The sequence below is a fragment of the Streptomyces sp. NPDC006393 genome (assembly GCF_040628575.1).
Lineage (GTDB): Bacteria > Actinomycetota > Actinomycetes > Streptomycetales > Streptomycetaceae > Streptomyces.
This window is the reverse complement of the sequence record NZ_JBEXZD010000095.1, coordinates 1-23,219: the sequence shown is the minus strand read 5'-3', so window position 1 is coordinate 23,219 and position 23,219 is coordinate 1. Positions and strand designations below refer to the sequence as shown.

The following is a 23,219-nucleotide window of genomic DNA, read 5'->3' as shown; positions in this document are numbered from 1 at the left end:
CAGGAGAGGCAGGAGAAGCAGGAGAAGCAGGAGAAGCCCGCGCGGCCGGAGAGCGAGGCCGTGCCGCCGCCCCGGCCGGACGAGACCATGCAGCTCAAGGTCGAGGCCCTGCGCACGCAGGAGAAGCGGGTAAAGCCGGCGCGGCCGGAGGCCGAGGCCGTGCCGCCCCGGCCGGACGAGACCATGCAGCTGAAGGTCGAGGCCCTCCGCAAGCGACCGCACGAGACCATGCAACTGCACATCGTCCGGCAGCGGACCCCCGGCCGGAGCACCGGCCAGGCAACCGACCGGACGACCAGTCAGGCAACCCACCGGACGACCGACCGGACGACCGGCCAGGCCGCTTCGGGCACCGGCCGGCGGGTCGACCGCCGCAAGCCGCGCGCCGCGAAGTTCGCCCTGCCCCCGGCACTCGCCCGGCTGACCACCGAGGCCGGCCGGCGCCTCGCCCCGGTCACCCGCCGCCTGGCGCCCCTCGTCGCGGTGGTCGCCCCGTACGCCCGGAAGCTGAAACCGGTCTACCCGCGTCCCGGCCGCACCGGCTGGCGCCGCTGGATGCCCTCCTGGCGGCAGTGGATCGGCATCGTCTTCTCCACCATCGGCCTGACCGGCCTGTTCCTGGTCGTCGCCTACGCCGCCACGGACATACCGGAGAACCTGAACACCTACGCCACCCAGCAGGACAACGTCTACTTCTGGTCCGACGGCACTCCCATGGCCCGCACCGGCTGGGTGCAGCGGCAGGCGATGCCGCTGAAGGACATACCCGAGGACGTCCGCTGGGCCGTCCTCGCCGCCGAGAACGAGAGCTTCTACAGCGACCCCGGCATCTCCTTCAAGGGCATCACCCGCGCCCTGTGGCGCACGGTCGGCGAAGGTGACACCGAGGGCGGCTCCACCATCACCCAGCAGTACGTCAAGAACGTCTATTTGACCCAGAACCAGACCGTCAGCCGCAAGTTCACCGAGGCGATGATCTCCCTCAAGCTCGACAACAGGATGAGCAAGGACAAGATCCTCGAGGGCTATCTCAACACCAGCTGGTTCGGCCGCGGCACCTACGGCATCCAGCGCGCCGCGCAGGCCTACTACGGCAAGGACGTCAGCGACCTCAACGTCAGCGAGGCCGCCTTCCTCGCCTCCCTGCTCAAGGGCGCCGGCCTCTACGACCCCACCCTGAACCCGAAGAACCACGACCGCGCCGTGGAGCGCTGGAGCTGGATCCTGGACCGCATGGTCAAGATCGGCAAGCTGTCGCCGGCCGAGCGCGCCCGGTACAAGACCTTCCCGGAACCGCTCAAGAGCAACCCGCTGTACGACACCGGCCAGCAGAGCGACTACCTGGTCGAACTGGCCTCGCAGTACGCGAAGAAGGCCGCGCACCTGTCCGACAAGGACTTCGACCTCGGCGGCTACCAGATCTACACCACCTTCGACCGCAAGCGGGAGGCCAAGCTCACCGACGTCGTGACCAAGGCCCGCAAGGACGCGAAGGCGAAGGACCCGAACGCGGCGAAGACCGCCCACTACGGTGCCGCCTCGGTGGCCGCCGACGGCCGCATCCTCGCCGTCTACGGCGGCCCCGACCACCGTACGCAGGGCTTCAACGAGTCCAACGCCTCCACGGTCCCGGCTGGTTCGGCCTTCCAGCCGTTCGTGTACGCGGCCGGCCTGGAGCACGGGGTCGTCAAACGGCGCGACGCGCCCCGCGAGCAGATCACCCCGGACACCGTCTACGACGGGGACGACGCCGTGCCCGTCACCACCCCCGAGGGGCCCTACTGGGACCGCAGCGGCCGCAAGGTCGCCGCCCACAACGACGGCAAGAAGTCCTACGGCCGGATCAGCCTGCGCAAGGCGCTCGCCCGGTCGGTGAACACGCCGTTCATGCAGCTCGGCATGGACACCGGCCTGGACCAGGTCAGGCAGACCGCCGAGGCGGCGGGGCTGCTGTCCTCCAGCATCGGCCCGCAGGTGCCCGCCCTGTCCCAGGGCAGCTCCACGCCGAGCGCGATCCGCATGGCCAACGGCTACGCCACCTTCGCCGCCGGGGGCATGCACACCGAGCCGTACTCGGTGCGGCGGATCACCCGCAACGGCTCGGCCGTACGGCTCGAGACCCCGGCCGCGAGCCGCGCGGTCGGCGCCCAGGTGGCCCAGCAGGTCACCGACGCGCTCGCCGACGCCTTCCGCACCGCCCACCCCACCGCGGCCTCCGCCGCGGCCGCGACGCCCGCGACGGCGGTGGTGGCCGGCAAGGCCGGCACCACCGAGGACGACAAGGCCGCCTGGTACGTCGGCACCGCCAGGTCGGTGTCCACGGCGGTGGTCGTCTACCGGATGGATCTGGCGAAAAGCCTCGAACCGCTGCCGCTGAAGGGACTCGCGGGAACCACCGCCGACAACGTTCCGTACTCCATATGGGCGGGCGCCATGGCACCGCTCGGCTGACCCCCGGGCGGGCCGCCGCACCGGCACCGGCCCCATCGACCCGTACGCCCCGCAACCGAAGACTCCCGCGGACCGCGCAGACCACGCGGACCGCCGCAGCCCCCCGCAGACACCCGCAGATTCGAGCCGCCCATGAAGCCGACCTCCGGCCGCCGCCGCAGGGCCCGCGCGCGCCGCCGACCCACCCACCCGCAGTTCCTCACCCTGGCGGCCCTCCTGGTCGTCGCCTCCGTCGTGGCGGGCTTCCTGGCTCTGACCCGCCCCGACACCACCACGCCGACCGCCTCAGCCGGCTCCAAGGACGGCGACAGGAGCCCTTCGCCGACGGCGACCAAGGAGCCGAAGTGGGACGGCAGGACCCATGTGCTCGGTGACGGCTCCACCTCGTACACGGGCCCGCAGAAGGGCGAGTTGAAGCCCGAACCACTCAAACCGGGTGAAAAGCCGCCGCAGTTCGTGGTGTTCTCCTGGGACGGCGCCCTGGAGGGCAGCGACCACCTGTTCTCGCACTACCGGGAGCTGGCCCAGGAGTACAACGCCCACATGACCTTCTTCCTCACGGGCATCTACCTGCTGCCCAAGAGCAAGAAGTCCCTCTACCACGGCCCGATGCACTCGCCGGGCGACGCCGCCATCGACTACGCCACCGACGAGCACATACGCGAGACCCTGGAGCAACTGCGCCTCGCCTACGACCAGGGCAACGAGATCGGCACCCACTTCAACGGCCACTTCTGCGGCGCCAAGGGCGGCGGTGACTGGAGCGTCGAGGAGTGGAAGAGCGAGATCGACCAGTTCTACTCGTTCGTGGAGAAGTGGAAGACCAACACCGGCTTCGCCGACATCGCCCCGCTGCCCTTCGACTTCAGGAAGGAGGTCACCGGCGGGCGCGCGCCCTGCCTGGAGGGACAGCCCAACCTGCTGAAGGCCATCAAGGACTACGGCTGGCGCTACGACGCCTCCTCGCCCGGCGACTTCCAGATCTGGCCGGTGAAGAAGAACGGCATCTGGGACTTCCCGCTGCAAATGCTGCCGTACGAGAACGGCAAGTACCAGGGCCTGTCCATGGACTTCAACTTCCTCTACAACCAGTCCGACGGCGAGACCAAGGGCGACCCGGCCAAGTACCCGCAGTGGGAGCAGCAGACCGTCGACTCCTACATGGCCGGCTTCAACCGCGTCTACTACGGCAGCCGCGCCCCGCTGTTCATCGGCAACCACTTCGAGGACTGGAACGGCGGCATCTACATGAAGTCCATCGACCAGGTCGTCAAGAACGTCTGCACCAAAAAGGGCGTCAAGTGCGTGTCCTTCAGGGAGCTCGCGGACTGGCTGGACGTTCAGAAGCCGGAGACGCTGCAGCGGCTGCGCGCCCTGGACCCGGCCCAGTCCCCCGACTGGTCACAGGTGGTCAAGTGACGTCAAGTGGCCCCTGTAACCCCTTGGTTCCACTTGTGCACACCCTCTTCACACCCGCCACGCGCGTCATGCGAAGATGCGACCGCCCGGTAGGTGTACCGGCGTAGAGGGGAACATCATTGAAATCAAGAAAACTGAGCCGTAAGCGGCGCCGCGCCACCATAGTCACCGCCGCGGCCGCCTCGGTGGTCGCCGGCGTGGCCCTGGTGCCCAACTGGAGCGCGGGCGCGGCGGTCACCGACGACCCGACGGTGGACGCGGCCACCAAGGCCACCTTCCAGAAGCTCGCCGACGCGGTCTTCACCGACCGCACCCAGGCCCTGGTGGACGACACCGGGAGCGGCCGGTCCGGGAAGCACGACAAGCAGCGGACCTCCCGCTTCTCCGGCAAGGTCCGCCTGTCCGGCACGCAGTCGCGCACGGAGGACTCCGCGCTGTCCCAGCTGCGCGGCCGCAAGTCCCGCCTGGCGCAGCTGGGCGAGAAGTACAGCTCGGCCAGCACCAGCGTGACCCTGGACGCCACGCAGGTGAAGGGCCGGCACGCCAAGGTCGCCGTCACCGAGACCACGACCCTGACGTACGAGAAGGTGCGGGGCAACGAGCCGAAGACCACCGGCTTCCAGGCCCACCACGAGCTGTCCTTCCAGGCCGACAAGCACGGCAACTGGCAGCTGACCGGCATCAAGGACACCGACGACGGTGTCGCCGTCAATCAGCCCGCCACCCCGGAGGTCGCCACGCCGGCCACGGCCGACGACGACAGCCCGCCGGAGGCGACCCGCTCGTCCACCGCGAAGAACGCTCCGGCCAAGACGAAGAACCTGACCTCCGGTACGTACGACTACAAGGCGATGGCCGCGTACGCGAAGAAGTACTGGAGCAGCTACAACCCGGCCTACCCGAACTTCGACGGGCAGGGTGCCGGCGGCGACTGCACCAACTTCGTCAGCCAGTCCCTCAAGGCCGGCGGCTGGAAGCACGTCCCGGGTTACACCGACGACTGGCACAAGTGGTTCGGCACCGCCGACATCCAGTCGGACTCGTTCGTCGGCGTCAACGAGTTCTCGTGGTTCGCCCTGTCCTCCAAGCGGGTCACCAGCCTGCCGTACGTCTACCAGCTGGACGTCGGTGACGTCCTGCAGATGGACTTCAACCGGGACGGGTCCAAGGACCACTCCATGATCGTCACGTCGCGCGTCTCGGGCGTGCCGTACGTGTCGTACCACTCCACCAACACCTACAACCGGTCGGTGGCGAGCCTCATCGCGTCGTACCCGAACGCGTACTACTACGCCTACCGCACCTGAGCGGCGCCCCCCGGGGGGCGGGAGCCGGGCCGTCGCGGGGCCTCGCCCCGGCGGCCGGCTCCCCGTCTCAGCGGCCGGCTCCCCGTCTCAGTGGCCGGCTCCCCGCTCCTCGCGGATCCGCGCGACCACCTGGGCCGCCGTCCGCCGGACCGCCTCGGTCTCCGTCAGGAAGTGCCAGTAGTCGGGATGGCGGCCCTCCAGGCCGGCCACCGCCCGGTCCAGCCGGGTCACGGCCTCGTCCAGCGGGCCGGCGTGCCGGGGATCCGGCGTCGTACGGCCCGTCATGGCCAGCCGCTGCGCGTCCCGGACCGCGAACCGGGTCCGCTCGATCTCCGCCTGCGGGTCCTTCTGCACCGCGTTCAGCCGGGCCAGCCGGTCCCCGGCGGCCGAGACCGCCTCGTCGGTGGTGTTCAGCAGCGCCCGCACCGTCGACAGCAGCGCGGTCGCGTCCGGCCAGCGCTGCGCGTGACGCGCGGCCTGCGCCTCCGTCAGCTTCAGCTCGGCCTGCCGGACATTGCCGGCGGCCAGCTCCGGCACGTGCTGGAGGTCCTGCCAGCAGGGCGCCGTGAACCGGCGCCGCAGCTCGCTCAGCACCGGCTCCACCTGACCGGCCCGGGTGGTCAGCGCCTCGGCCCGGGTGCGCAGCGACACCAGTCGGTGGTCGATCTCGGCGGCCCTCTCCGGCAGCCGCCCGGCCTCCGCCCGGATCGCCTCCGCCTCCCGCGCCACCCGTTCGGCACGCTCCAGGGTCTGCTCCACACCGTGCTGTCCCGCGCCCTGGTTCAGCTTGGTCAGCTCGGGGGCGAGCGCCGCGAGCCGGGCGGCCAGGTCGTCCGCCCTCAGGCCCGAGCCGCGCACGGCGTCCAGGGCATCGCCGGCGGCCCGCAGCGCCTGCCGGGCCCGTTCCACGGCGGGTGCCAGCCGGGCCAGCCGGGTCTCGGCCTTGCCGAGCAGCGGCCCGAGACCACTGGCGAAACGGTCCAGCTCCCGTTGGGCGTTCTGGAGTTCGTCCTTGGCGGCGACCAGACCGGCGCGCGCCTGGGCGGCGGCGGAGGCCTCCAGGTCGTCCCGGTCGAGATCCTGCGCGTCCACGGCCTGGATGTAGCGTTGGCTGACCTCGTCGATCCGCCGGCCGAGCGCCTGGAAGTCGGCGACCGCCCGGCGCGCCGCGGGGGAGTCGTCGACCGCCGTGATCGTCTCCATCGAGATCCGCAGGTCGCGCTGGGCGGTGTCCAGTTCGTAGAACGCGGCGGCCGCCGCGTCCTTCGCCGCCTGGGCCTCGGCCCGCTGGCTCTCGGCCCGGCCGCCGAACCAGCGCCGGGTGCCGCCGCCCGCGAAGGCGGCGGGCAGCGCGAGCGCGGCGAGCAGGGGCAGCCCGAGCAGGACGAGGACGTCACACGCCGCCGATGTCCCCCCGCGCGCCGGTGTGGCCGTCACATCCCTCTCCCGCGTTGTTCCGCCCTGCGTGGATTCATTCTCCCACCTGTACAGGACGAACACACGGGCCGATCAGTTCGCCGTACGCACCGAAACGCTGCCGTCCCCCGTGCGCGCGGACACCACATGGGAGCTGGAGTCGTCGCGGGGCACCGAGACATGGACGGAGCCGTCGCCGGTCTTCGTCGTCACCCGGTACGTGGCGCGGGGCAGCGCGATGCTGACGGAGCCGTCGCCGGAGCGCGAGTCCACCAGGTCCGGCACGACGCCGAGTTGAAGGCGGACCGAGCCGTCACCGGTGGTGGCCCGCACCTGGCGCGAGGACACCTCGGCACGCACGGAACCGTCGCCGGAGCGCAGCTGGAGCGGCCCGGTGGAGTCGGTGACGTGCACGGACCCGTCGGAGGTGTGGACGTTCAGCGGGTCCTTGAACCCGTGCGCCCGTACGCTGCCGTCCCCGTCCTCGACCTTCACGGTGATCCCGCGCGGCACCTCGATGAGGTGCTTGGCGGAGCAGTCGGCGATGACCCCGGAGCACTTCATCCGCAGCACCAGCCGGTCGTCCTTCATGGACCAGGTCACCTTGGGGTCGCCGCCGACCGCCACCGACCCCTGGAACCACCGGGTGACCTGGACGACTCCCGCCTTGTTGCCGTCGGCGGCGACGATCTCCAGGGCCGAGTCGTCGGAGTCGACGGTCAGGGTGCGGCCGTGCAGGGCGAAGGAGCGGTGGTCGGGATGCTTGTCGTCGCCGGCCGAGGCGCCGCAGGCCGTGGCCGTGGCGAGCAGGGCCGCGACGACGCCGGTGACGGCGACGGCACGGACGGGAACGGTGCGGGACATGGCGGTCTCCCCCGTGGTGTGGACGACGAGTCCTGGTGTGGACGACGAGCAGTTGATCGCTTCGAGCGTAGGAAGCGCCGTCCGGCGGGAGAATCCGGAGCGCTGCCGGGTTCGGGGTGGGGATAACCCCCGCAGGGCTCCTCGGGGAGACGACGAAGGCCCAGACCGACGGGTGTCACCCGAGGGATCTGGGCCTTGCGTGTGTCCTGCGACTGGTGGGCGCGGACGGTTTCGAACCGCCGACATCCTGCTTGTAAGGCAGGCGCTCTACCCCTGAGCTACGCACCCGGGACGAGTGGACAGCCTACCCTGCCAGGGGGACTGCCCCGCAAACCGGTTGTGCGCGGCTCGGGCGACCGGAGCGGCGGGGCGGCGGGCGCCTCACGCGCTCCCCTCCCCGTCCTCCGGGTCCTCACGGACGTGCTTGAGCCGGCTGCGGGCGTCGATGCGGTCGGGGCCGGTGAACTCGGACCAGTACCGGTGGGTGGTGACGAACACGGCGAGTTCGTGCTCCCGCCGGCGGAGCTTTTCGACCTCGGCCTGCTCGTCGGCGGTCCAGCCGGGGGAGGCCGGGCGCTCCACCTTGCGCCAGCCGCCCGCGTCACTGAAACCGTCCAGCGGTTCGACCGACCAGGGCAGCCGTTTGAGCAGGGCCGCGAGCTCGGCCCGGACCTGATGCAGCTCCTCCTGGCCGGCCAGGAGGTCACTCGGGAAGTCATAGGGCGTAGCCACGCCGCAATGCTACGCCTGTTCGATTTCGGGTCGCGACTCGCTTCGATGGGCTCATGTGTTCGAGGTTCCCCCGTCGCGGGCGGCCCGTTGTCAGACCCCTGTCCTACGGTGGCGGAATGGAGACAGCGGGGCACGGAGCGGACGGGGACGGTGGCGACATGGGCAAGGCGGAGGGGTCGGCGCTACGGCTGGAGCCGTGGGCCGAGGACGACTTCTGGCTGCTGCGGCTGCACAACAGCCCCGAGATGACCGCGCACCTGGGCGGCCCGGAGAGCGAGGAGAAGCTCGCCTCCCGCCACCGGCGTTACCTGGAGCCGGCGGCGGGGCGGATGTACCGGGCGGTGCTGGCGGACAGCGGGCAGGCCGTGGGCGTCATCGGGTTCTGGGAGCGGCAGTGGCGTGACACCACCGTCTGGGAGACCGGGTGGGGGATATCACCCGCGTTCCAGGGGCGTGGGCTGGCGGCGCGGGCGGCACGGGCCGTCGTGGCCGAGGCGCGTGCCGCCGGCCGGCACAGGTATCTGCACGCGTATCCGAGCGTCGACCACCCCGCCTCGAATTCGGTGTGCCGCGCGGCCGGGTTCACCCTGCTCGGACCGGTGGACTTCGAGTATCCGAAGGGGCACTGGCTCAGGTCGAACGACTGGCGGATCGACCTCGCCTCCTGATCAGTACCCCGCGCCGCCGATCCAAGCAGGGGCACGGAGCCGGCCAGCGGCAGGTCACCGCCTCGGCGTGAGCTCCCGCGCCACGAGCTCCCGCGTCACGAGCTCCCGCGTCACAGCGCGTCCACCACGGACATCCGGACGGAGGCGCCGGGGGCGAGCAGGTGCAGCCGCTCGGTGAGTCCCGCCTCGGCGAAGGCCTTCGTCAGAGCGGGGCCGTCCTCGGTGAAGTGCGCCCAGTGCTCGAAGTGCAGCGGCACGACATGACGGGCACCGAGGATCCGGGCGGCCTCGGCCGCCTGCGCGCTGGTGAGGGTCAGCGGGGCGTCCGGGACGAGAGGGGTCCGCGCGGCGCCCGCGAAGAGCACGGCGATGTCGAAGGGGCCCTCGCGGCGGGCGATCTCGCGGACGAGGTCCAGGGAGGCGTTGTCGCCGCTGACGTAGACCTTGGGCAGGTCGTCGCCGGAGAGGACGAAGCCGGTCACCTCGCCGACGAGGGCTTCGGAGCCCACGGGGCCGTGCAGGGCGGGGACGGCGGTGACGTGGAGGACCCCGTCGCCGGGCAGCGGCAGCTCGACGCGCTCCCAGGGGCCGAGCGCCCGCACGGGTGCGCCCAGGCGGGCCTCGGCCGACGGCGTGGACAGGGCCACAGGGGCGGCCTTGAGGTGGGCACGGCCGGAGGTGTCGAGGTTGTCCGGGTGCTGGTCGTGGGAGAGCAGCACCGCGTCGACCGGGCCGATGTCGTCGGGCCGGCGGGCCGGGCCGGTCGTCTTGGTCAGCTCACGCGAGCCGACCGGGTAGGCGCCGGGGGCGTCGAAGGTGGGGTCGGTGAGCAGGCGCAGGCCGGCGAGCTCGATGACAGCGGTCGGGCCGCCGATGTAGGTGATCTCCACGGTCGTCATGTCCAGTGCAAGTTGAGGCAGACCGGAGGTATTCCTTCCGCCGGGCGCGGCAGGTCCGCGACGCAGGACGTACGACGCAGGACGACGCAGGACACGGAGCGGCGGACGGGAACAGCCGACGCCGAACGCCGGACACCGAACGCCGGACACCGAACGGCGGACAGGAGAGACTGGACCCATGTGCAGGAGTATCAAGACACTGCGTCCGCCCGCGTTGCCCGAGGAGGCGACCCAGGAGGAGATCCGGGCCGCCGCGCTCCAGTTCGTGCGGAAGGTCTCGGGGTTCCGGGCCCCCGCCGCGCACAACCGGGAGGTCTTCGACCACGCGGTCGAGGCGATCGCGGCGGCGACGGAGGAACTGCTGGCAGGGCTGGAGGTACGGGGCCAGGCGGCGGCGCGAGGCTCCGTCAGCTCCTGAGGCAGCGCTTTGAGGCCCTTGGCTTCCTAGGGCGACGCCTCAGGGCCCGCCGGCGCCCTGCGCATCAGATACGCCGCTACCGCGCCCGCCGCGAACAGGGCCGCCACCGACACGCCCGTCGCCAGCCAGGCGGCGCCCAGCCAGCGCGTGCCGAAGTAGCCGAGGGCGACGCTGTAGGCGGCCCAGGACAGACCGGCGAGGGCGGACCAGGGCAGGAACTCCCGGACGCGGCGATGCGTCGCGCCGGCGCTGAAGGAGACGACCGAGCGGCCGGCCGGGGCGAAGCGGGCGATCACGACCAGCGCGCCGCCGCCACCTCGGGACAGGGCGGCGCCGAGTCGTTCCTGCGCCGTGCTGAGCCTGCGGGAACGGGCGATCGCGCGGTCCAGCCGCGCGCCGCCGCGCCAGGCCAGCCGGTAGGCGACGAGGTCGCCCAGCACCGACGCCGTCGCCGCGCACAGGATCAGTGCCAGGATGTCGGGCACGTCCCCCGGGACCTGTCCCGTCGCGGCGCCGGAACCGGCGGCGGCCGCAGTGGCCGCGGTGACGATCAGCACCCCGCTGGGCAGGACGGGCAGGAAGACGTCGAGCAGCACCGACAGCGCCACCACGACATAGATCCATGGTGCGCCGGTGAGCGACCCCACCCTCGCCAGACTCTCCAGCACCGACGACTCCCTGAACTCCCCCGTGGACCGGACCGTGCCGCGACGTCGCGGGGGAGCGGCAGGGGCGGCCTGTGAACAGCCATACAGCGTACGCCGCGGATGTGACAGGGGGTGCGTCGGGGGCATATGTGTTCGCTGTTGCCCCGAAAGGACGTCGAAACGACGGCAGAACGGCGTCGCAGACAGGTCCGAGAACGGCGCCGACAAGCCACGAAACGGCGGCCCGAGCCTCTGCCGGCCGACACCCGCCCCGGGAGTCGACCGCCGGATTCTCGGACCGCCGGATTCTCGGACCGCCGGGCCGTGACCGGTCCGGTGACGACCGGTCAGGCCGCGACCCGTCAGGCCGCGACCGGTCGCGGGCCTCGCCGTCAGACCGCGACCGGCGTCTGCTCGGCCGTGGGCTGCTGCTGCGCCCAGCGCCGGGCGAGCAGCGTGTCCAGCCCGAACGCGCCGGAGCCGGTGAAGACGAGCAGCAGGAAGGCCCAGCAGAACATCACCGAGGCCTCACCGCCGTTCTCGATCGGCCACAGCGCCGCCTTCTGGTGGATGTCGAAGTAGGCGAAGGCCATGGATCCGGAGGCGATGAACGCGGCGGCGCGGGTGCCCAGTCCCAGCAGGACGAAAGCGCCGCCGACCAGCTGGATCACCGCCGCGTACCAGCCCGGCCAGGTGCCGGTCGCGATGGTGCCGGCATGGGTGCCCATCGCCCCGCCGAGCACACCGAACAGCGAGGCGGCACCGTGGCAGGTGAACAGCAGGCCCACGACGACGCGGTAGAGGCCGAGGGCGTACGGCTGTGTGGAGTTGAGGCGTCCGGTCAGGCCGGTCATGTGGGGAGTCTCCTTCTAGGGAGCCGGTCAGGGGAGTGCCGGCGCATGGGGAGGCAGGGGGTGCCGGCACAGGACGAGTGTTCGAACAGCTGAACAGATTAGGTCTCCCTAATCAGTGCTTGCAAGTTCAACATCTGGCCAATTCAGGCCGTGCGGAAGGTTCCGTTTGCCGTTTTGTTTGCGGTGGTACGACGCGGAATGCGGGAAGTGCGCGAGCGGGTGGTGCCGCGGACAATCGGGGACAACGGGGCGTGCCACTGAGTGGACCACCCGCGCCCTACCGGGCGAGTTCGCGCTCGGCCGTCGTCTCGAGCCGCGACGGCCCACCCGCCGCCGCCTGCGCCCGGGCCCGCTCCAGCCGCAGCCGTGCTGAACGACCGTGCAGTGTGAGGGTCATGAACTGGTTGCCGAACCAGGGACCGCCCGTGCGCCGCCAGGTCACGGATGGCTCGACACAGTTGCCGTGCCGGGCGAGAAGCCGTCCCAGGGCCCGCGCCGCCGCGCTCCAGCCGAAGCGGAAGCCCAGACGCATCGAGAGCGGCACGGAGTTGTGCACCGGGGAACAGGTGAGCTGCACCACCCGGGAGCCCATCGGCCGTGACCGCCACGCGGGCTCGGCGACGTAGGCGTGATGGACGTCACCGGAGAGCACGCAGATCGTCGCGGGCGCCCCCGGGGCCGACCCCGCCTCCCCGATCAGCTCGGCCAGCGCCTCGAAGGACGCCGGGAACGCCGCCCAGTGCTCCAGGTCCGCGCGCCGCCGCAGCCGCTCACCGAGCCGCGCCCAGCGCGGGCCCCGCCCGCCCCGGCACAGTGCCGCGTTCCACGCCTCGGCGTCGTGCACGAGGTGGGGCAGCAGCCAGGGCAGCGAGGTGCCGATCAGGAGGTGGTCGCAGGAGCCGAGGTCCGCGAGCGCCTGGTCCCGCAGCCACCCGGCCTCTGCGGGATCGAGCATCGCCCGGTCGTCCTCGTCCAGGACCCGGGCCGCCCGCGTGTCCACCATCAGCACCCGGACCCGCCCGAAGTCACGGCGGTAGCTCCAGCGCGCCGAGGCCGGTTCGGCCTCCGCGCGGGCGGCGAAGGTCCGCAGCGCGTGGGTGCCGTCCGGGGTCGCCCGTACGGCGGCGTAGACCGGGTCGGCGGCCAGCTCGGCGGGGGAGAGGTTGCCCAGGTGCTGGTGCACCCAGTAGGACATCAGGCCGCTCAGCAGCCGCTCCCGCCACCAGTGGGTGGCCCGCATGTCGGCGAGCCAGGCGGCGGAGGTGTTCCAGTCGTCGATGACGTCGTGATCGTCGAAGATCATGCAGCTGGGCACGGTGGACAGCAGCCAGCGCACCTCCGGGTCGCGCCACGACTCGTGGTAGAGCCCGGTGTACTCCTCGTAGTCCGCCACCTCGCTGCCCGGAGGGTCGGCAGGGTCGCGGCGGGCGGCGAGCCGGCGCCGGGTCGCCTCGGAGGTCTCGTCGGCGTAGACCTGGTCGCCCAGGAGCAGCAGCACGTCGGGGCGCTCGCCCTCGGGGGCGGCGGCGATCCGCGCCGCCAGTGCGTCCAGCGCGTCCGGCCCGGCCGGGTCCTTGCCGTCCGCCGGGGGCGCCGCCCAGCGGCACGACCCGAAGGCGACCCGGAGCCCCTCGCCGGGGCCGGGCACGTGGATGACGGAGGGCGGGAAGGGTGAGTCGGGCAGCGGCCACACGCGGGTGCCGTCGAGCACGACCTCGTACGGCACCGACGTGCCGGGCGTGAGACCGGTCACCGGGACGACGGCGTAGTGATGGCCCTCGATCTGGAAGGTGCGGGCGGTGCCGCCGGCGCCGTCTGAGCAGCGGACCTCGGCGGTGCACGGCCGGCTCGCCTCGACCCACACGGTCGCGGACGAGTCGTCGACGTACCTCAGCAGTGGTCCCAGGCGCAGTCCGGCCACGGCGATCCCCCGCTCCCTCCTGATGGGCGGGCCGGCCCCAAAGGGCCTCGCCCTCCCTCCACCGTCGATCCGTACCGTATGCAACGACGGCGGAGGGCGGACAGACCCGTGCGATCAGCAGCCGGCGAGGTAGTTCTGGAGGGCGCTCTTCTCCGCCGAGTCGACCGAGAGGTGGTAGTAGTACTTCACCTGCACCCAGGCGCGGACGTACGTGCAGCGGTACGCGGTCCGGGACGGCATCCAGGTCGCCGGGTCCTGGTCGCCCTTGGACTGGTTGACGTTGTCGGTGACGGCGAGGAGCTGGGGCCGGGTGACGTCGTTGGCGAAGGCCTGGCGCTGCGAGGTGGTCCACTTGCTCGCGCCGGAGTCCCAGGCCTCGGCCAGCGGCACGAGGTGGTCGATGTCCAGGTCGGAGGCGGCGGTCCAGGTCGCGCCGTCGTAGGGGGAGTACCAGCTGCCGCTGGTGGCGGCGCAGGAGGAGTCGGTGACGACGTTCGTGCCGTCCCGCTTGAGGATCCACTCGCGGGTGTTGCAGGTGCCGGAGATGGTGATCCAGGTCGGGAACAGGTCGCGGCTGTAACCGGTGCGGTTCTCGGCGGCCACGGTGAGGGTGGAGAGGTAGCCGCGGGCGGTGGAGGCGCTGACCGGCGTGGGGAGGGCGGCGGAGGCGGCCGGTGAGTTGAAGAGCGCGACGGAGGCTATGAGTCCGGTGAGGGCCGCGAGTATGCTCAGCCGTCGACGCGCGTAGACCTTGGCGGAACGAGTCACGTGAACTCCCTTTTGGGGTGGGGTGTCAGGGGCGAGCGAGGGAATGCTCGCGGCGCCGCGTTGCGGGGAGGTGTGTGTCCGGTAAGAAGCTAGTGACGCGTTCATGACACGACAAGGTTCGCGGCTGAACTTTCGGATCCCGTACCATGGGCGGCGCAGAGGGGGAGTAGCCCTTCGCCGGACCGTCGACATACTGCTCAGCCCGCCTGAGCCGGCGCCCGGAGGCGGACCTCGCACCGTAGGACGGTGAGGTCGGCCGGCGAGACCTTCGGCAAGCAGTGCACACCCGTGCGTACGGCACGGGTGCATCCGTGTGCTGCCCTGCCGAGGCGTCTGATCGCGAACGTCACACCCTCTCGGCCGGGTGGCCCCGACCGATTGAGAAGGAATGATCAGTCTCAGCGTCCTGGCGCTCGTCTTCGGTGTCGTCTTCCTCGCCGAACTGCCGGACAAGACGGCCCTCGCGGGACTCGTCCTCGGCACCCGCTACCGCGCCTCGTACGTCTTCGCGGGCGTCGCCGCCGCGTTCCTGCTGCACGTGGCCCTCGCCGTGGCGGCGGGCAGCGCGCTGACCCTGCTGCCGCAGCGGATCGTGCACGCGCTCACCGGGGTGCTCTTCCTCGGCGGCGCGGCGGTGCTGCTGCTCAAGAGGGACGACGGCGAGGAGGAGATCCGCCGGCCCGAGGACCAGTCCTTCTGGAAGGTCGCCGGGACCGGGTTCATGCTCATCCTCGTCGCCGAGTTCGGCGACCTCACCCAGATCATGACGGCGAACCTCGCGGCCCGCTACGACGACCCGGTCTCCGTCGGTCTGGGTGCGGTGCTGGCCCTCTGGGCGGTGGCGGGCCTCGGCATCGTGGGCGGAAAGGCGCTGATGAAGCGGGTCCCGCTGGCCCTCATCACCAAGATCGCGGCCATGCTCATGGCCGCGCTCGGCGTGTGGAGCCTGTGGGAGGCGGTGGCCTGAGCGGGCGGCGGGAGGGCCGCCTAGGGATGGCCGGCCGCTGGGGCGCTGGCGGGATGCGGGTTGATTTTGTACCGTAGAGAAACAAAGTGGTTCCCGCCCGCTTCCCCTGACCGGCGGGCGGGGCCGCCTTGTCCCTCCGGGGTCTCCGGGGGGCACCCGGGGCCCATCCGTACGCCCCCTCCGCCCGCGCCTTGGAGTCGCCGATGACGGCCACCGCCGTGCTCACCGCCCACGCCCTCCTGCTGGACATGGACGGCACCCTCGTCAATTCCGACGCCGTCGTGGAACGGATCTGGCGGCGCTGGGCCGACCGGCACGGTCTGGACGGCGACGAGGTCCTGAAGGTCGTCCACGGCCGCCAGGGCCATGCCTCGATGGCGGTGCTGCTGCCGCACCGGTCCAAGGAGCAGAACCTCGCCGACAACGCCCGCATGCTCGCCGAGGAGACCGCCGACATGGACGGCGTCGTCCCGGTGCCCGGCGCGCCGGAGTTCCTCGCCTCCCTGCGCGGGGTGCCGCACGCGCTCGTGACCTCCGCGGACGTGGGCCTGTCCACCGCCCGGATGGCCGCCGCCGGCCTGGCGCTGCCCGACGTGCGCGTCACCGCCGAGTCCGTCGGTGCGAGCAAGCCCGACCCCGAGGGGTTCCTGAAGGGCGCCGCCGAACTGGGCGTCGCCCCCGCCGACTGCGTCGTCTTCGAGGACTCCGGCGCGGGCATCGCGGCCGGCCGGGCCGCCGGGATGCGCGTGGTCGGCGTCGGCCCGCGCGCCGGCATCCACCGCCCGGACGTGGTGGTACGGGACCTCACCCAGGTCCGCGTCGAGCGGGCGGAGTCCGGCGCCGTCCGTCTGCACATCGGCTGACGTCTCGAGCCTGGGTCTTGAGCCGGGGTCTTGAGCTGATGTCTCGAGTCGACGTCTCGAGTCGACGTCCCGCCCGCACATCGGCCGGCGTCAGGAGAGCGAAGTCTCCGACTCCAGGCTCGCCCGTGTCGCCAGGCCGTAGACCCCGAGGCCGTCCGAGGTGACGCCGCGGGCCCACTGGTAGGTGCGTACGGAGTTCTCCAGCCGCTGGCCGAAGACGCCGTCGATCCGGCCGGTGTACAGGTACAACTGGGCCAGGCGCCGCTGGAGTCCGGCCACCTCGGAGCCGCGGTCGCCCCGGCGCAGGACGGTCGCGGCGGGCGGCGGCGTCGCCGTGGCGCGGACGGTCGCCGCGGTCTGGGTCGGCGCGGGGGACTCCGCGCCCGGCCCGGTGCCGGATCCGGAACCCGACGGGGACGGCGTCGGCGAGGCACTCGTCGCCGAGGGCGACGGGGACGGCGAGGGACTCGCGCTGCCGGACGGCGACGCGCTCGCCGACGCGGACACCGACGGCGAGGACGACGAGGCGGTGGCCGTCGGCGAGGACGGCGGGGCCGCGTGCGTCGGGCCGTCGGGGATGCTCTCCCTCACCTCCTGTGCCGCGGCGCCGTCCCGCGCCGGGGACTCGTACGAGAACAGCCCGCTCGCGTACCCGGCCGCCGCCACGACCGCGACCACGGCTGCGGACACCGCGAGCAGGGCGCCGGGCCGACGCCGACCGCGCGCGGCGCGTCCCCGTGCCCCGTCCTCGCCCACGCCGGGTCGGCCCGGCGCGCCCGAGGGGCCGCCGTCGCCGCCGCCGGAGTCGAACAGGCTGAGGTCCGAGGCGCTGGGCTCGCCCGCCCGCGGCGCCAGCGGAGTGGGCAGCGTGGCCGGCCGCAGCCGCATCGTCGCCTCGACGGCGGGCACGGCCCGCGTCTCCGCCTCGGAAGGCGCGGTGACGCCCGGGCTGCCGGGGCTGGGCACGGTGCCGCCGGAGCCGGAGGTACGCACGGCACCGCGCTCGCCGGGGGCGTGTCCGGTGGCGGCGTCGCCGGGGGTGCCGGGGGTGTGTCCGGTGGCGGCCTTGCCGGGGGTGCCGGGAGTGTGTCCGGTGGCGCCGTCACCGATGTCGCCGGGGGTGTAGGGGGTGCGGTCGGCGCCGGGTGTGTACGTGGTGCCGTGCACGCGGGGGATACGTACGGTGTCGCCCTCGCCGGAGACGGGTACGACACCGCCGAAGCCGGAGCCGGAGCCGGAGCCGGAGCCGGAGCCGGAGCCGGAGCCGGAGCCGGAGCCGGAGCCGGAGCCGAGTGCCGTGCCGTCCGCGCGGCCGGGGTGCGCCGTACCGCTCTCGTCACGGGCTTCACCCGCGCTCTCTCTGCCGGTCTGCCCCGTTTGGCCCATGTCCTCGGCGCGATCGTCATGGCCCGTGCCGTACGCACCGTCCGCCGGGCCCCCGGCGTCTCCCGCTTCCCGGCGGCCGGCCGCGGCAGCTTCCGCGCCGCCCACGTCCCCGGAGTGCCCGCTGTGCCCCGCGTTCCCGTGGCTCTGCGCGCCCGTCAGGCTCTCCGCGTTCCCGGAGCGTGCGCTGTGCCCCGCGTCCCCGTGGCCGCCTGCGTTCCCGGAGTGCCCGCCGTGCCCCGCGCCCCCGTGGCTCTGTGCGCCCGCCAGACCCTCCGTGCTCCCGGAGTGCCCGCTGTGCCCCGCGCCCCCGCGGCCCTGCGCGCCCGTCAGGCTCTCCGCGTTCCCCGAGTGCCCGCTGTGCCCGGTGCCCCCGTGGCCCTCTGCGTTCCCGGAGTGCCCGCCGTGCCCCGCCTCCCCGTGGCCCCCTCTGTCCCTGGAGTGCCCGCTGTGCCCAGCGCCCCCGTGGCCCCCTGCGTCCCCCGCAGTGCCCGTGACTCCCGTGACGCCCGCGGCGTCCGTAGGGCCCGCTGTTGCCGGAGTTCGCACAGTCCCCGCGGCCCCGGTAGTTCCTGTCGCCTCCGGTGTCCTGGGCACGTTCACGTATGGCCGTATGTGGAGGGGGTCGAAGTCCTCTGCCGCGGCTGCCTCGGCTGTGCGGGTGTCGCGCAGGGCGTCGGCTGCTCGTCGGCCGCAGGCGCACGACGGGGAGTTGTCCGCCGCCCGGGGTGCTCCGCACTCCGGGCAGACGTGCCCGTTCGGCTGTTCCACGTGTTGGTCCCTCCCCTAGAGAACTCCAAGGATTATGCAGATCCTCTCCACACCGTCTCCCCGAAGCCCCCGGAATGGCGGCCTCCGAGCAGGACTCGACAGGCCATAGCGGGACACACCGATGAGGATGGAACAAGTCACGCAAGCGTCGGGAGGTCTCCATGGCCGGGGATGGGCAGGGCAGGACCGGGATAACGGGCACCACGGGTGATGTGCCGCACGGTGACGGCGCCCGGTCCGCTCACGTCGGCGCCCCGGTCCGGCCGGACGAACACGTCCCCGGGAACGTCCTGGTCTCGATCGGCGCGCTGCTCCTCGGCATGCTGCTGGCCGCGCTGGACCAGACGATCGTGTCGACCGCGCTGCCCACCATCGTCAGCGACCTCGGCGGCCTGGAGCACCTGTCCTGGGTGGTCACCGCCTATCTGCTGGCCTCGACCGCCGCGACCCCGCTGTGGGGCAAGCTCGGTGACCAGTACGGACGCAAGAAGCTCTTCCAGACCGCGATCGTGATCTTCCTGATCGGCTCGGCGCTGTGCGGGATGGCGCAGAACATGCCCGAGCTGATCGCGTTCCGGGCGCTCCAGGGCCTGGGCGGCGGCGGGCTCATCGTGCTGTCCATGGCGATCGTCGGCGACGTCGTCTCGCCCCGCGACCGCGGCCGCTACCAGGGTCTGTTCGGCGCCGTCTTCGGCGCGACCAGCGTGCTCGGGCCGCTGCTCGGCGGACTGTTCACCCAGCATCTGAGCTGGCGCTGGGTCTTCTACGTCAACCTGCCCGTCGGCATCGTCGCCCTCGCCGTGATCGCCGCCGCCCTGCGCATCCCGCGCAAGTCCCAGCAGCATGTCATCGACTACCTGGGCACCCTGCTCATCGCCTCGGTCGCCACCTGCCTGGTCCTGGTGGCCTCGCTCGGCGGCACCACCTGGGGCTGGGGCTCGCCGCAGGTCATCGGCCTGGCGGTGATGGGCGTCGTCCTCGCGGTGGTGTTCGTGGCCGTGGAGCGCCGCGCGGCGGAACCCGTCCTGCCGCTCAAGCTCTTCCGCGTCCGCACCTTCACCCTCTCCGCCGTCATCAGCTTCATCGTCGGCTTCGCCATGTTCGGCGCGATGACCTACCTGCCGACCTTCCTCCAGGTCGTGCGGGGCATCTCCCCGACCCTCTCCGGTGTCCACATGCTTCCGATGGTGGTCGGCATGCTGCTGGCCTCCACCGGCTCCGGGCAGATCGTCAGCCGCACCGGCCGCTGGAAGGTGTTCCCGGTCCTGGGCACCGCCGTCACCACCCTCGGCCTGCTCCTGCTGCACCAGCTCGACGAGCACAGCAGCACCGCCGAGATGAGCGGCTACTTCTTCGTCTTCGGCCTCGGCCTGGGCCTGGTCATGCAGGTGCTGGTGCTGATCGTGCAGAACGCCGTCAGCTACGAGGACCTGGGCGTGGCCACCTCCGGTGCCACCTTCTTCCGCTCCATCGGCGCCTCCTTCGGCGTGGCCATCTTCGGCACGGTCTTCGCCGGCCGCCTCGGCGACAAACTCGCCGACGCCTTCCGGGGCGCCGCGCTGCCCCCGGGGGTCTCGGCGGACTCCCTGAAGTCCGACCCGCGCGGCATCGCCGCCCTGCCGGCCGCGCTGCGCCCGGCCGCCCTGCACGCCTACGCCTCCGCCATCACCGACGTCTTCCTCTACGCCGCCCCGGTCGCCCTGCTCGGCTTCGTCCTGGCCTGGTTCCTGAAGGAGGACAGGCTGCGCGGCTCGGTCACGGCCCCCGACGGCACGGAGACCTATGCCACGAACCCCGTCGAGCGGTCCTCGTACGACGAGGTGTGCCGCGCGCTGTCCGTGCTGGGCACCAGAGAGGGCCGCCGGGAGGTGTACCGGAGAATCACCGAGCGGGCCGGCTACGACCTGAAACCCGCGGCGAGCTGGCTGGTGCTGCGGATCAAGAAGTACGGCTGGGTGGAGCCCGCCGTGCTGGCCGAGCGCAGCCCCGTCCCGCTGAACGTCATCATCGAGGCCGCCCGCCAGGTGGAGGAGCGGCGCCTGGCCGAACGCCAGGGCCTGGATCTCGTACTGACCGCACAGGGCCGGGAGGTCGCCGAGCGGCTGGCACACGCCCGCGAGGAGTCGCTCGCCGAACTGCTCGGCGACTGGTGGGGTCCCGAGCGGCAGACCGACCTGGTGCAGCTGGTGAAGGGGCTGACCGAGGAGCTGTGCGGCTCCGACGCCGAAAGCCCGCACGCGGAGCCGGGGGAACGGCCGGTGCCCCGCCTGGCGTGAGGCCGGGTGGACCGGTGGACCGGGTGGACCGGGTGGACCAGGTGGACCAGTGGATCGGTGGACCGGGTCGCGGTCGGCCCGGGGTCAGTCGAGGGGCTTGGTGAACCAGTGCTCGGCGTACGGGTCGTCGTTGTGCCGTGCGGTCTCCTCGTAGCCGAGGCGCGCGTACAGCGTGCGGGCCTCCACCAGGTCGCTGCGGGTGTCGAGGATCATCCGCCGGGCGCCGAGCGCGCGGGCCGCGTCCTCGGCCGCCGTCACCAGGAGGGTCGCGCCGCCCCTGCCGCGCAGCTCCTGGTGCAGGAAGACCCGGGTGAGCTCGGCGGTCGCCGCGTCCAGCAGCCGCACGCCCGCGGTACCGGCCGGTCGGCCGTCGTACCGCGCGAGCAGCAACTGCCCCGTGGGCGGCGCGAGTTCGGCACCGGTGCGGGCGGCGACCTCCCGCTCCAGCTCGTCTGGATCGGTGCGGTGTCCCTCGTGGAAGAGGTACCAGCGGTCGCTGACCTCGGTGTAGTACGCCCGCCACAGCGCGGCGGCGGCGGGCGAGTCGTACGGCTCGGGGGCGACGGTCCAGGTCATGCCGGACATTGTCGCGAGCGGGCCCAGCGGCGGCGCAACCGGATATCCGACGACGCCCGCCCCCGGCGGTCACCTGCTCCTGCTCGATCGCCTACTCGTGCTCAGCCGACTACCCGTGCTCGGTCGCCTGCTCGTGCTCGGCCGCCGCCCGAGACGCCCGCCGTCGCCGCCACTCGTGGACGACTTCCTCGACGTCGTACCGCTTCAGGCCCAGCGGAGGGCCGGGCGGGGGCTTGAGCATCATGTCGAGGATCTTGGTGTTGATCTCGGCGATGACCTTCCGCACGATCCGTTCCGAGGGGGCCGCGTAGGCCGCCGCCAGGGCGTCCTCGGCCTCCTTGCGCAGGGCCAGCGTCGGCGGCAGGACGGACAGGCCCTCGCGGGCCATCTTCCGCTTGATCCACCACAGTTCGTCGTACGTCATGTCGTCCGGCAGCGGCTTGCCCGCGCCCGGCAACCGGTCGAAGTCGCCCCGCCCCTGTGCGTCACGGATCTCCTTCTCGACCCAGGACTCGAACGGAACACCCGGTGGCTTTCGCTCGGTCATGAGCCCATTGTGCCGGACGCGCCACGGCCGGTCGATTTATCATGCCGCGCGGTGCGTCAATCAGGCGCTCCGCCACCGGCATTGGCCCCGCGGCCGAGCACGCGCAGAGGCAGAGGCAGTTGCGCGGGCAGCGGCCCGGCGCCCGAACACGAGGAGCGCACGTGCTCGAACTCACCATGGCCTCCGTCTCCGGGACGGACGCGGGCGCCACGGCCGGCATGCTGATGGCCGACGCGCCCAGCGACCCGGGCGCCGTGCTGCGGGTGGGCCGGGACGGGGCCGTGTGCCGCCTGGTGGCGCCCGCGGACTGGCTGTTCGTCTCCCGGGTCCACCTGGAGTTCCTGTGCGGGCCCGACGGCGTCTGGCAGCTGACCTGGCTGCGCGGCTCGCATCCGGATCCGTCCTCCGAGGTCCGTCTGACGTCCGGCGAGCACACCCAGGCCCTCGCCTACGGCGGCACGGTCCGGCTGCCCCGGGGCGGCTCCGGCGAGATCGTCGTCCAGGACCGCACGAGCCCGCGCAGCGTCAACGTCGGCTTCTATCAGGAGGTGTAGAGGCACAGAGGTGCGCGCGCTGATCCCTCAGGCCAGGACCCGGGCCAGGGCGAAGCCGTCGTAGCCCTTGCTGCCCACCGTCTGGATCGCCGTGCCCTCCAGCCTCGGGTGTCCGGCGATGAGTTCCAGGGCGGCGCGGGTGCCGCGCACGCTCGGGTCGGTGCTGGACGGGTCGGTCACCTCGCCGCCGCGTACCACGTTGTCCAGGATGATCAGGCTGCCCGCGCGGGTCAGCCGGAGGGCCCACTCCACGTAGTGCGGGTTGTTGGCCTTGTCGGCGTCGATGAAGACCAGGTCGAAGGGGGGCGGGTTCTCGTCGGCGAGCTTGGGCAGCGACTCCAGGGCCGGGCCGACCCGCACCTCCGCGATCCGGTCGAGGCCGGCGTACGCGATGTTGCGGCGGGCCACGTCGGCGTGGTGCGCGTCGTACTCCAGGGTGATCAGCAGGCCGTCCTCGGGGAGCGCGCGGGCCAGCCAGATGGTGCTGTAGCCGCCGAGCGTGCCGATCTCCAGGACCGTGCGGGCGCCTTGGAGCCGGGCCAGGAGCTGGAGCAGCTTGCCCTGGTTCGGCGTGACGTTGATGTGCGGCAGGCCCTCCGAGTCGCTGTCGCGCTGTGTGGCCTGAAGCGCTTCGTCCTCCGGGGAGAGCAGCGTGGAGAAGTAGCTGTCGACCTCGTCCCAGAGCTGCGGGTCGCTCATGCACCAAACCTTTCGTTTGCCTAGTTAGATGTCCTAACTAGCTGCACTCACGAAATATAGCCGGGGACTGGGGGATTCTCCGGGAATTTCAGACTAGCGGTGGAGGGCGGTGGGGGGGGGGGGCGGGCCCCCCCCCGCCCCACGCGCCCACGGCGCCCCCCCCCCCCCCCCGGCGCAACACCCCCGCCCCCCCCCCACCAGACCACAAAAGAAAAGCGC

Annotated in this window: 21 protein-coding genes, 1 tRNA gene and 1 pseudogene; 9 read left to right on the top strand and 14 right to left on the bottom strand. The window is 72.3% G+C overall.

The window, feature by feature from the left end; genetic code table 11:
• Positions 1 to 183 precede the first annotated feature (183 nt).
• The 3 genes from ABZ484_RS29645 to ABZ484_RS29635 all read left to right on the top strand — a co-directional run bounded on the left by ABZ484_RS29645 (position 184) and on the right by ABZ484_RS29635 (position 5,177).
• On the top strand, positions 184 to 2,451 hold the full coding sequence (locus tag ABZ484_RS29645; RefSeq protein ID WP_358869005.1) for a transglycosylase domain-containing protein: 2,268 nt from the start codon (positions 184 to 186) through the stop codon (positions 2,449 to 2,451).
• Between the two features lie 132 nt (positions 2,452 to 2,583).
• Complete coding sequence (locus ABZ484_RS29640; protein WP_358868992.1) at positions 2,584 to 3,870, top strand: hypothetical protein; 1,287 nt, start codon at positions 2,584 to 2,586, stop codon at positions 3,868 to 3,870.
• 185 nt (positions 3,871 to 4,055) lie between these two features.
• Entirely contained in the window at positions 4,056 to 5,177 is a 1,122-nt protein-coding gene (locus ABZ484_RS29635; protein ID WP_358869004.1) for an amidase domain-containing protein, read from the top strand.
• Positions 5,178 to 5,264: 87 nt separating this feature from the next.
• On the opposite strand, the gene ABZ484_RS29630 is transcribed toward ABZ484_RS29635, so the two are convergent.
• The 4 genes from ABZ484_RS29630 to ABZ484_RS29615 all read right to left on the bottom strand — a co-directional run bounded on the left by ABZ484_RS29630 (position 5,265) and on the right by ABZ484_RS29615 (position 8,189).
• A complete protein-coding gene (locus tag ABZ484_RS29630; protein ID WP_358868991.1) occupies positions 5,265 to 6,614 on the bottom strand; it encodes a hypothetical protein in 1,350 nt (449 codons plus the stop codon).
• Positions 6,615 to 6,686: 72 nt separating this feature from the next.
• Entirely contained in the window at positions 6,687 to 7,457 is a 771-nt protein-coding gene (locus tag ABZ484_RS29625) for a DUF4097 family beta strand repeat-containing protein (RefSeq protein ID WP_358868990.1), read from the bottom strand.
• A gap of 213 nt (positions 7,458 to 7,670) precedes the next feature.
• Positions 7,671 to 7,745, bottom strand: a tRNA-Val gene (locus tag ABZ484_RS29620).
• Positions 7,746 to 7,838: 93 nt separating this feature from the next.
• A complete protein-coding gene (locus ABZ484_RS29615; protein WP_358868989.1) occupies positions 7,839 to 8,189 on the bottom strand; it encodes a hypothetical protein in 351 nt (116 codons plus the stop codon).
• 158 nt (positions 8,190 to 8,347) lie between these two features.
• On the opposite strand from ABZ484_RS29615, the gene ABZ484_RS29610 reads away from it, so the two are divergent.
• Positions 8,348 to 8,857 carry a GNAT family N-acetyltransferase gene (locus tag ABZ484_RS29610; RefSeq protein ID WP_358869003.1) on the top strand — a complete coding sequence of 170 codons (510 nt, stop codon included), beginning with the start codon at positions 8,348 to 8,350 and terminating at the stop codon, positions 8,855 to 8,857.
• 110 nt (positions 8,858 to 8,967) lie between these two features.
• Here ABZ484_RS29610 and ABZ484_RS29605 read toward each other — a convergent pair whose 3' ends face one another.
• The gene (locus ABZ484_RS29605; protein WP_358868988.1) at positions 8,968 to 9,756 is read right to left on the bottom strand and encodes an MBL fold metallo-hydrolase; all 789 of its coding nucleotides are present in this window, start codon (positions 9,754 to 9,756) and stop codon (positions 8,968 to 8,970) included.
• Between the two features lie 178 nt (positions 9,757 to 9,934).
• On the opposite strand from ABZ484_RS29605, the gene ABZ484_RS29600 reads away from it, so the two are divergent.
• Entirely contained in the window at positions 9,935 to 10,174 is a 240-nt protein-coding gene (locus ABZ484_RS29600) for a DUF2277 domain-containing protein (protein ID WP_358868987.1), read from the top strand.
• Between the two features lie 26 nt (positions 10,175 to 10,200).
• On the opposite strand, the gene ABZ484_RS29595 is transcribed toward ABZ484_RS29600, so the two are convergent.
• From ABZ484_RS29595 to ABZ484_RS29580, 4 genes are all read right to left on the bottom strand, one after another.
• Positions 10,201 to 10,842, bottom strand: a complete 642-nt coding sequence (locus ABZ484_RS29595) for a VTT domain-containing protein (protein ID WP_358868986.1) — start codon at positions 10,840 to 10,842, stop codon at positions 10,201 to 10,203.
• 371 nt (positions 10,843 to 11,213) lie between these two features.
• The gene (locus ABZ484_RS29590) at positions 11,214 to 11,666 is read right to left on the bottom strand and encodes a DoxX family protein (protein ID WP_358869002.1); all 453 of its coding nucleotides are present in this window, start codon (positions 11,664 to 11,666) and stop codon (positions 11,214 to 11,216) included.
• A gap of 286 nt (positions 11,667 to 11,952) precedes the next feature.
• Positions 11,953 to 13,596 carry an alkaline phosphatase D family protein gene (locus ABZ484_RS29585; protein WP_358868985.1) on the bottom strand — a complete coding sequence of 548 codons (1,644 nt, stop codon included), beginning with the start codon at positions 13,594 to 13,596 and terminating at the stop codon, positions 11,953 to 11,955.
• 114 nt (positions 13,597 to 13,710) lie between these two features.
• On the bottom strand, positions 13,711 to 14,364 hold the full coding sequence (locus ABZ484_RS29580) for an HNH endonuclease family protein (RefSeq protein WP_358868984.1): 654 nt from the start codon (positions 14,362 to 14,364) through the stop codon (positions 13,711 to 13,713).
• 388 nt (positions 14,365 to 14,752) lie between these two features.
• Here ABZ484_RS29580 and ABZ484_RS29575 point away from each other — a divergent pair, with 388 nt between their 5' ends.
• The gene (locus ABZ484_RS29575; RefSeq protein WP_358868983.1) at positions 14,753 to 15,331 is read left to right on the top strand and encodes a TMEM165/GDT1 family protein; all 579 of its coding nucleotides are present in this window, start codon (positions 14,753 to 14,755) and stop codon (positions 15,329 to 15,331) included.
• A gap of 203 nt (positions 15,332 to 15,534) precedes the next feature.
• Positions 15,535 to 16,194 (top strand): HAD-IA family hydrolase, encoded by a 660-nt coding sequence (locus ABZ484_RS29570; RefSeq protein ID WP_358868982.1) that lies wholly within the window; start codon positions 15,535 to 15,537, stop codon positions 16,192 to 16,194.
• A 90-nt stretch (positions 16,195 to 16,284) separates the two neighbouring features.
• Here ABZ484_RS29570 and ABZ484_RS29565 read toward each other — a convergent pair whose 3' ends face one another.
• Positions 16,285 to 17,580: a peptidoglycan-binding protein gene (locus ABZ484_RS29565; protein WP_358869001.1), complete on the bottom strand. Its 1,296-nt coding sequence runs from the start codon at positions 17,578 to 17,580 to the stop codon at positions 16,285 to 16,287.
• Between the two features lie 591 nt (positions 17,581 to 18,171).
• Positions 18,172 to 18,348: pseudogene (locus tag ABZ484_RS29560) on the bottom strand (peptidoglycan-binding protein); the annotation flags it as partial.
• 161 nt (positions 18,349 to 18,509) lie between these two features.
• Between ABZ484_RS29560 and ABZ484_RS29555 the strand changes: the two are divergent.
• The gene (locus ABZ484_RS29555; protein ID WP_358868981.1) at positions 18,510 to 20,624 is read left to right on the top strand and encodes an MDR family MFS transporter; all 2,115 of its coding nucleotides are present in this window, start codon (positions 18,510 to 18,512) and stop codon (positions 20,622 to 20,624) included.
• 84 nt (positions 20,625 to 20,708) lie between these two features.
• Here the strand turns inward: ABZ484_RS29555 and ABZ484_RS29550 are convergent, their stop codons facing one another.
• Together ABZ484_RS29550 and ABZ484_RS29545 are read right to left on the bottom strand one after the other, a co-directional pair.
• A complete protein-coding gene (locus ABZ484_RS29550; protein WP_358868980.1) occupies positions 20,709 to 21,200 on the bottom strand; it encodes a GNAT family N-acetyltransferase in 492 nt (163 codons plus the stop codon).
• A 109-nt stretch (positions 21,201 to 21,309) separates the two neighbouring features.
• Positions 21,310 to 21,747 carry a DUF1992 domain-containing protein gene (locus ABZ484_RS29545; protein ID WP_358868979.1) on the bottom strand — a complete coding sequence of 146 codons (438 nt, stop codon included), beginning with the start codon at positions 21,745 to 21,747 and terminating at the stop codon, positions 21,310 to 21,312.
• A gap of 161 nt (positions 21,748 to 21,908) precedes the next feature.
• Between ABZ484_RS29545 and ABZ484_RS29540 the strand changes: the two genes are divergently transcribed.
• On the top strand, positions 21,909 to 22,301 hold the full coding sequence (locus tag ABZ484_RS29540; RefSeq protein ID WP_358868978.1) for a hypothetical protein: 393 nt from the start codon (positions 21,909 to 21,911) through the stop codon (positions 22,299 to 22,301).
• Between the two features lie 27 nt (positions 22,302 to 22,328).
• Here ABZ484_RS29540 and ABZ484_RS29535 read toward each other — a convergent pair whose 3' ends face one another.
• Entirely contained in the window at positions 22,329 to 23,000 is a 672-nt protein-coding gene (locus ABZ484_RS29535) for an O-methyltransferase (RefSeq protein ID WP_358868977.1), read from the bottom strand.
• Between the last annotated feature and the right edge of the window lie 219 nt (positions 23,001 to 23,219).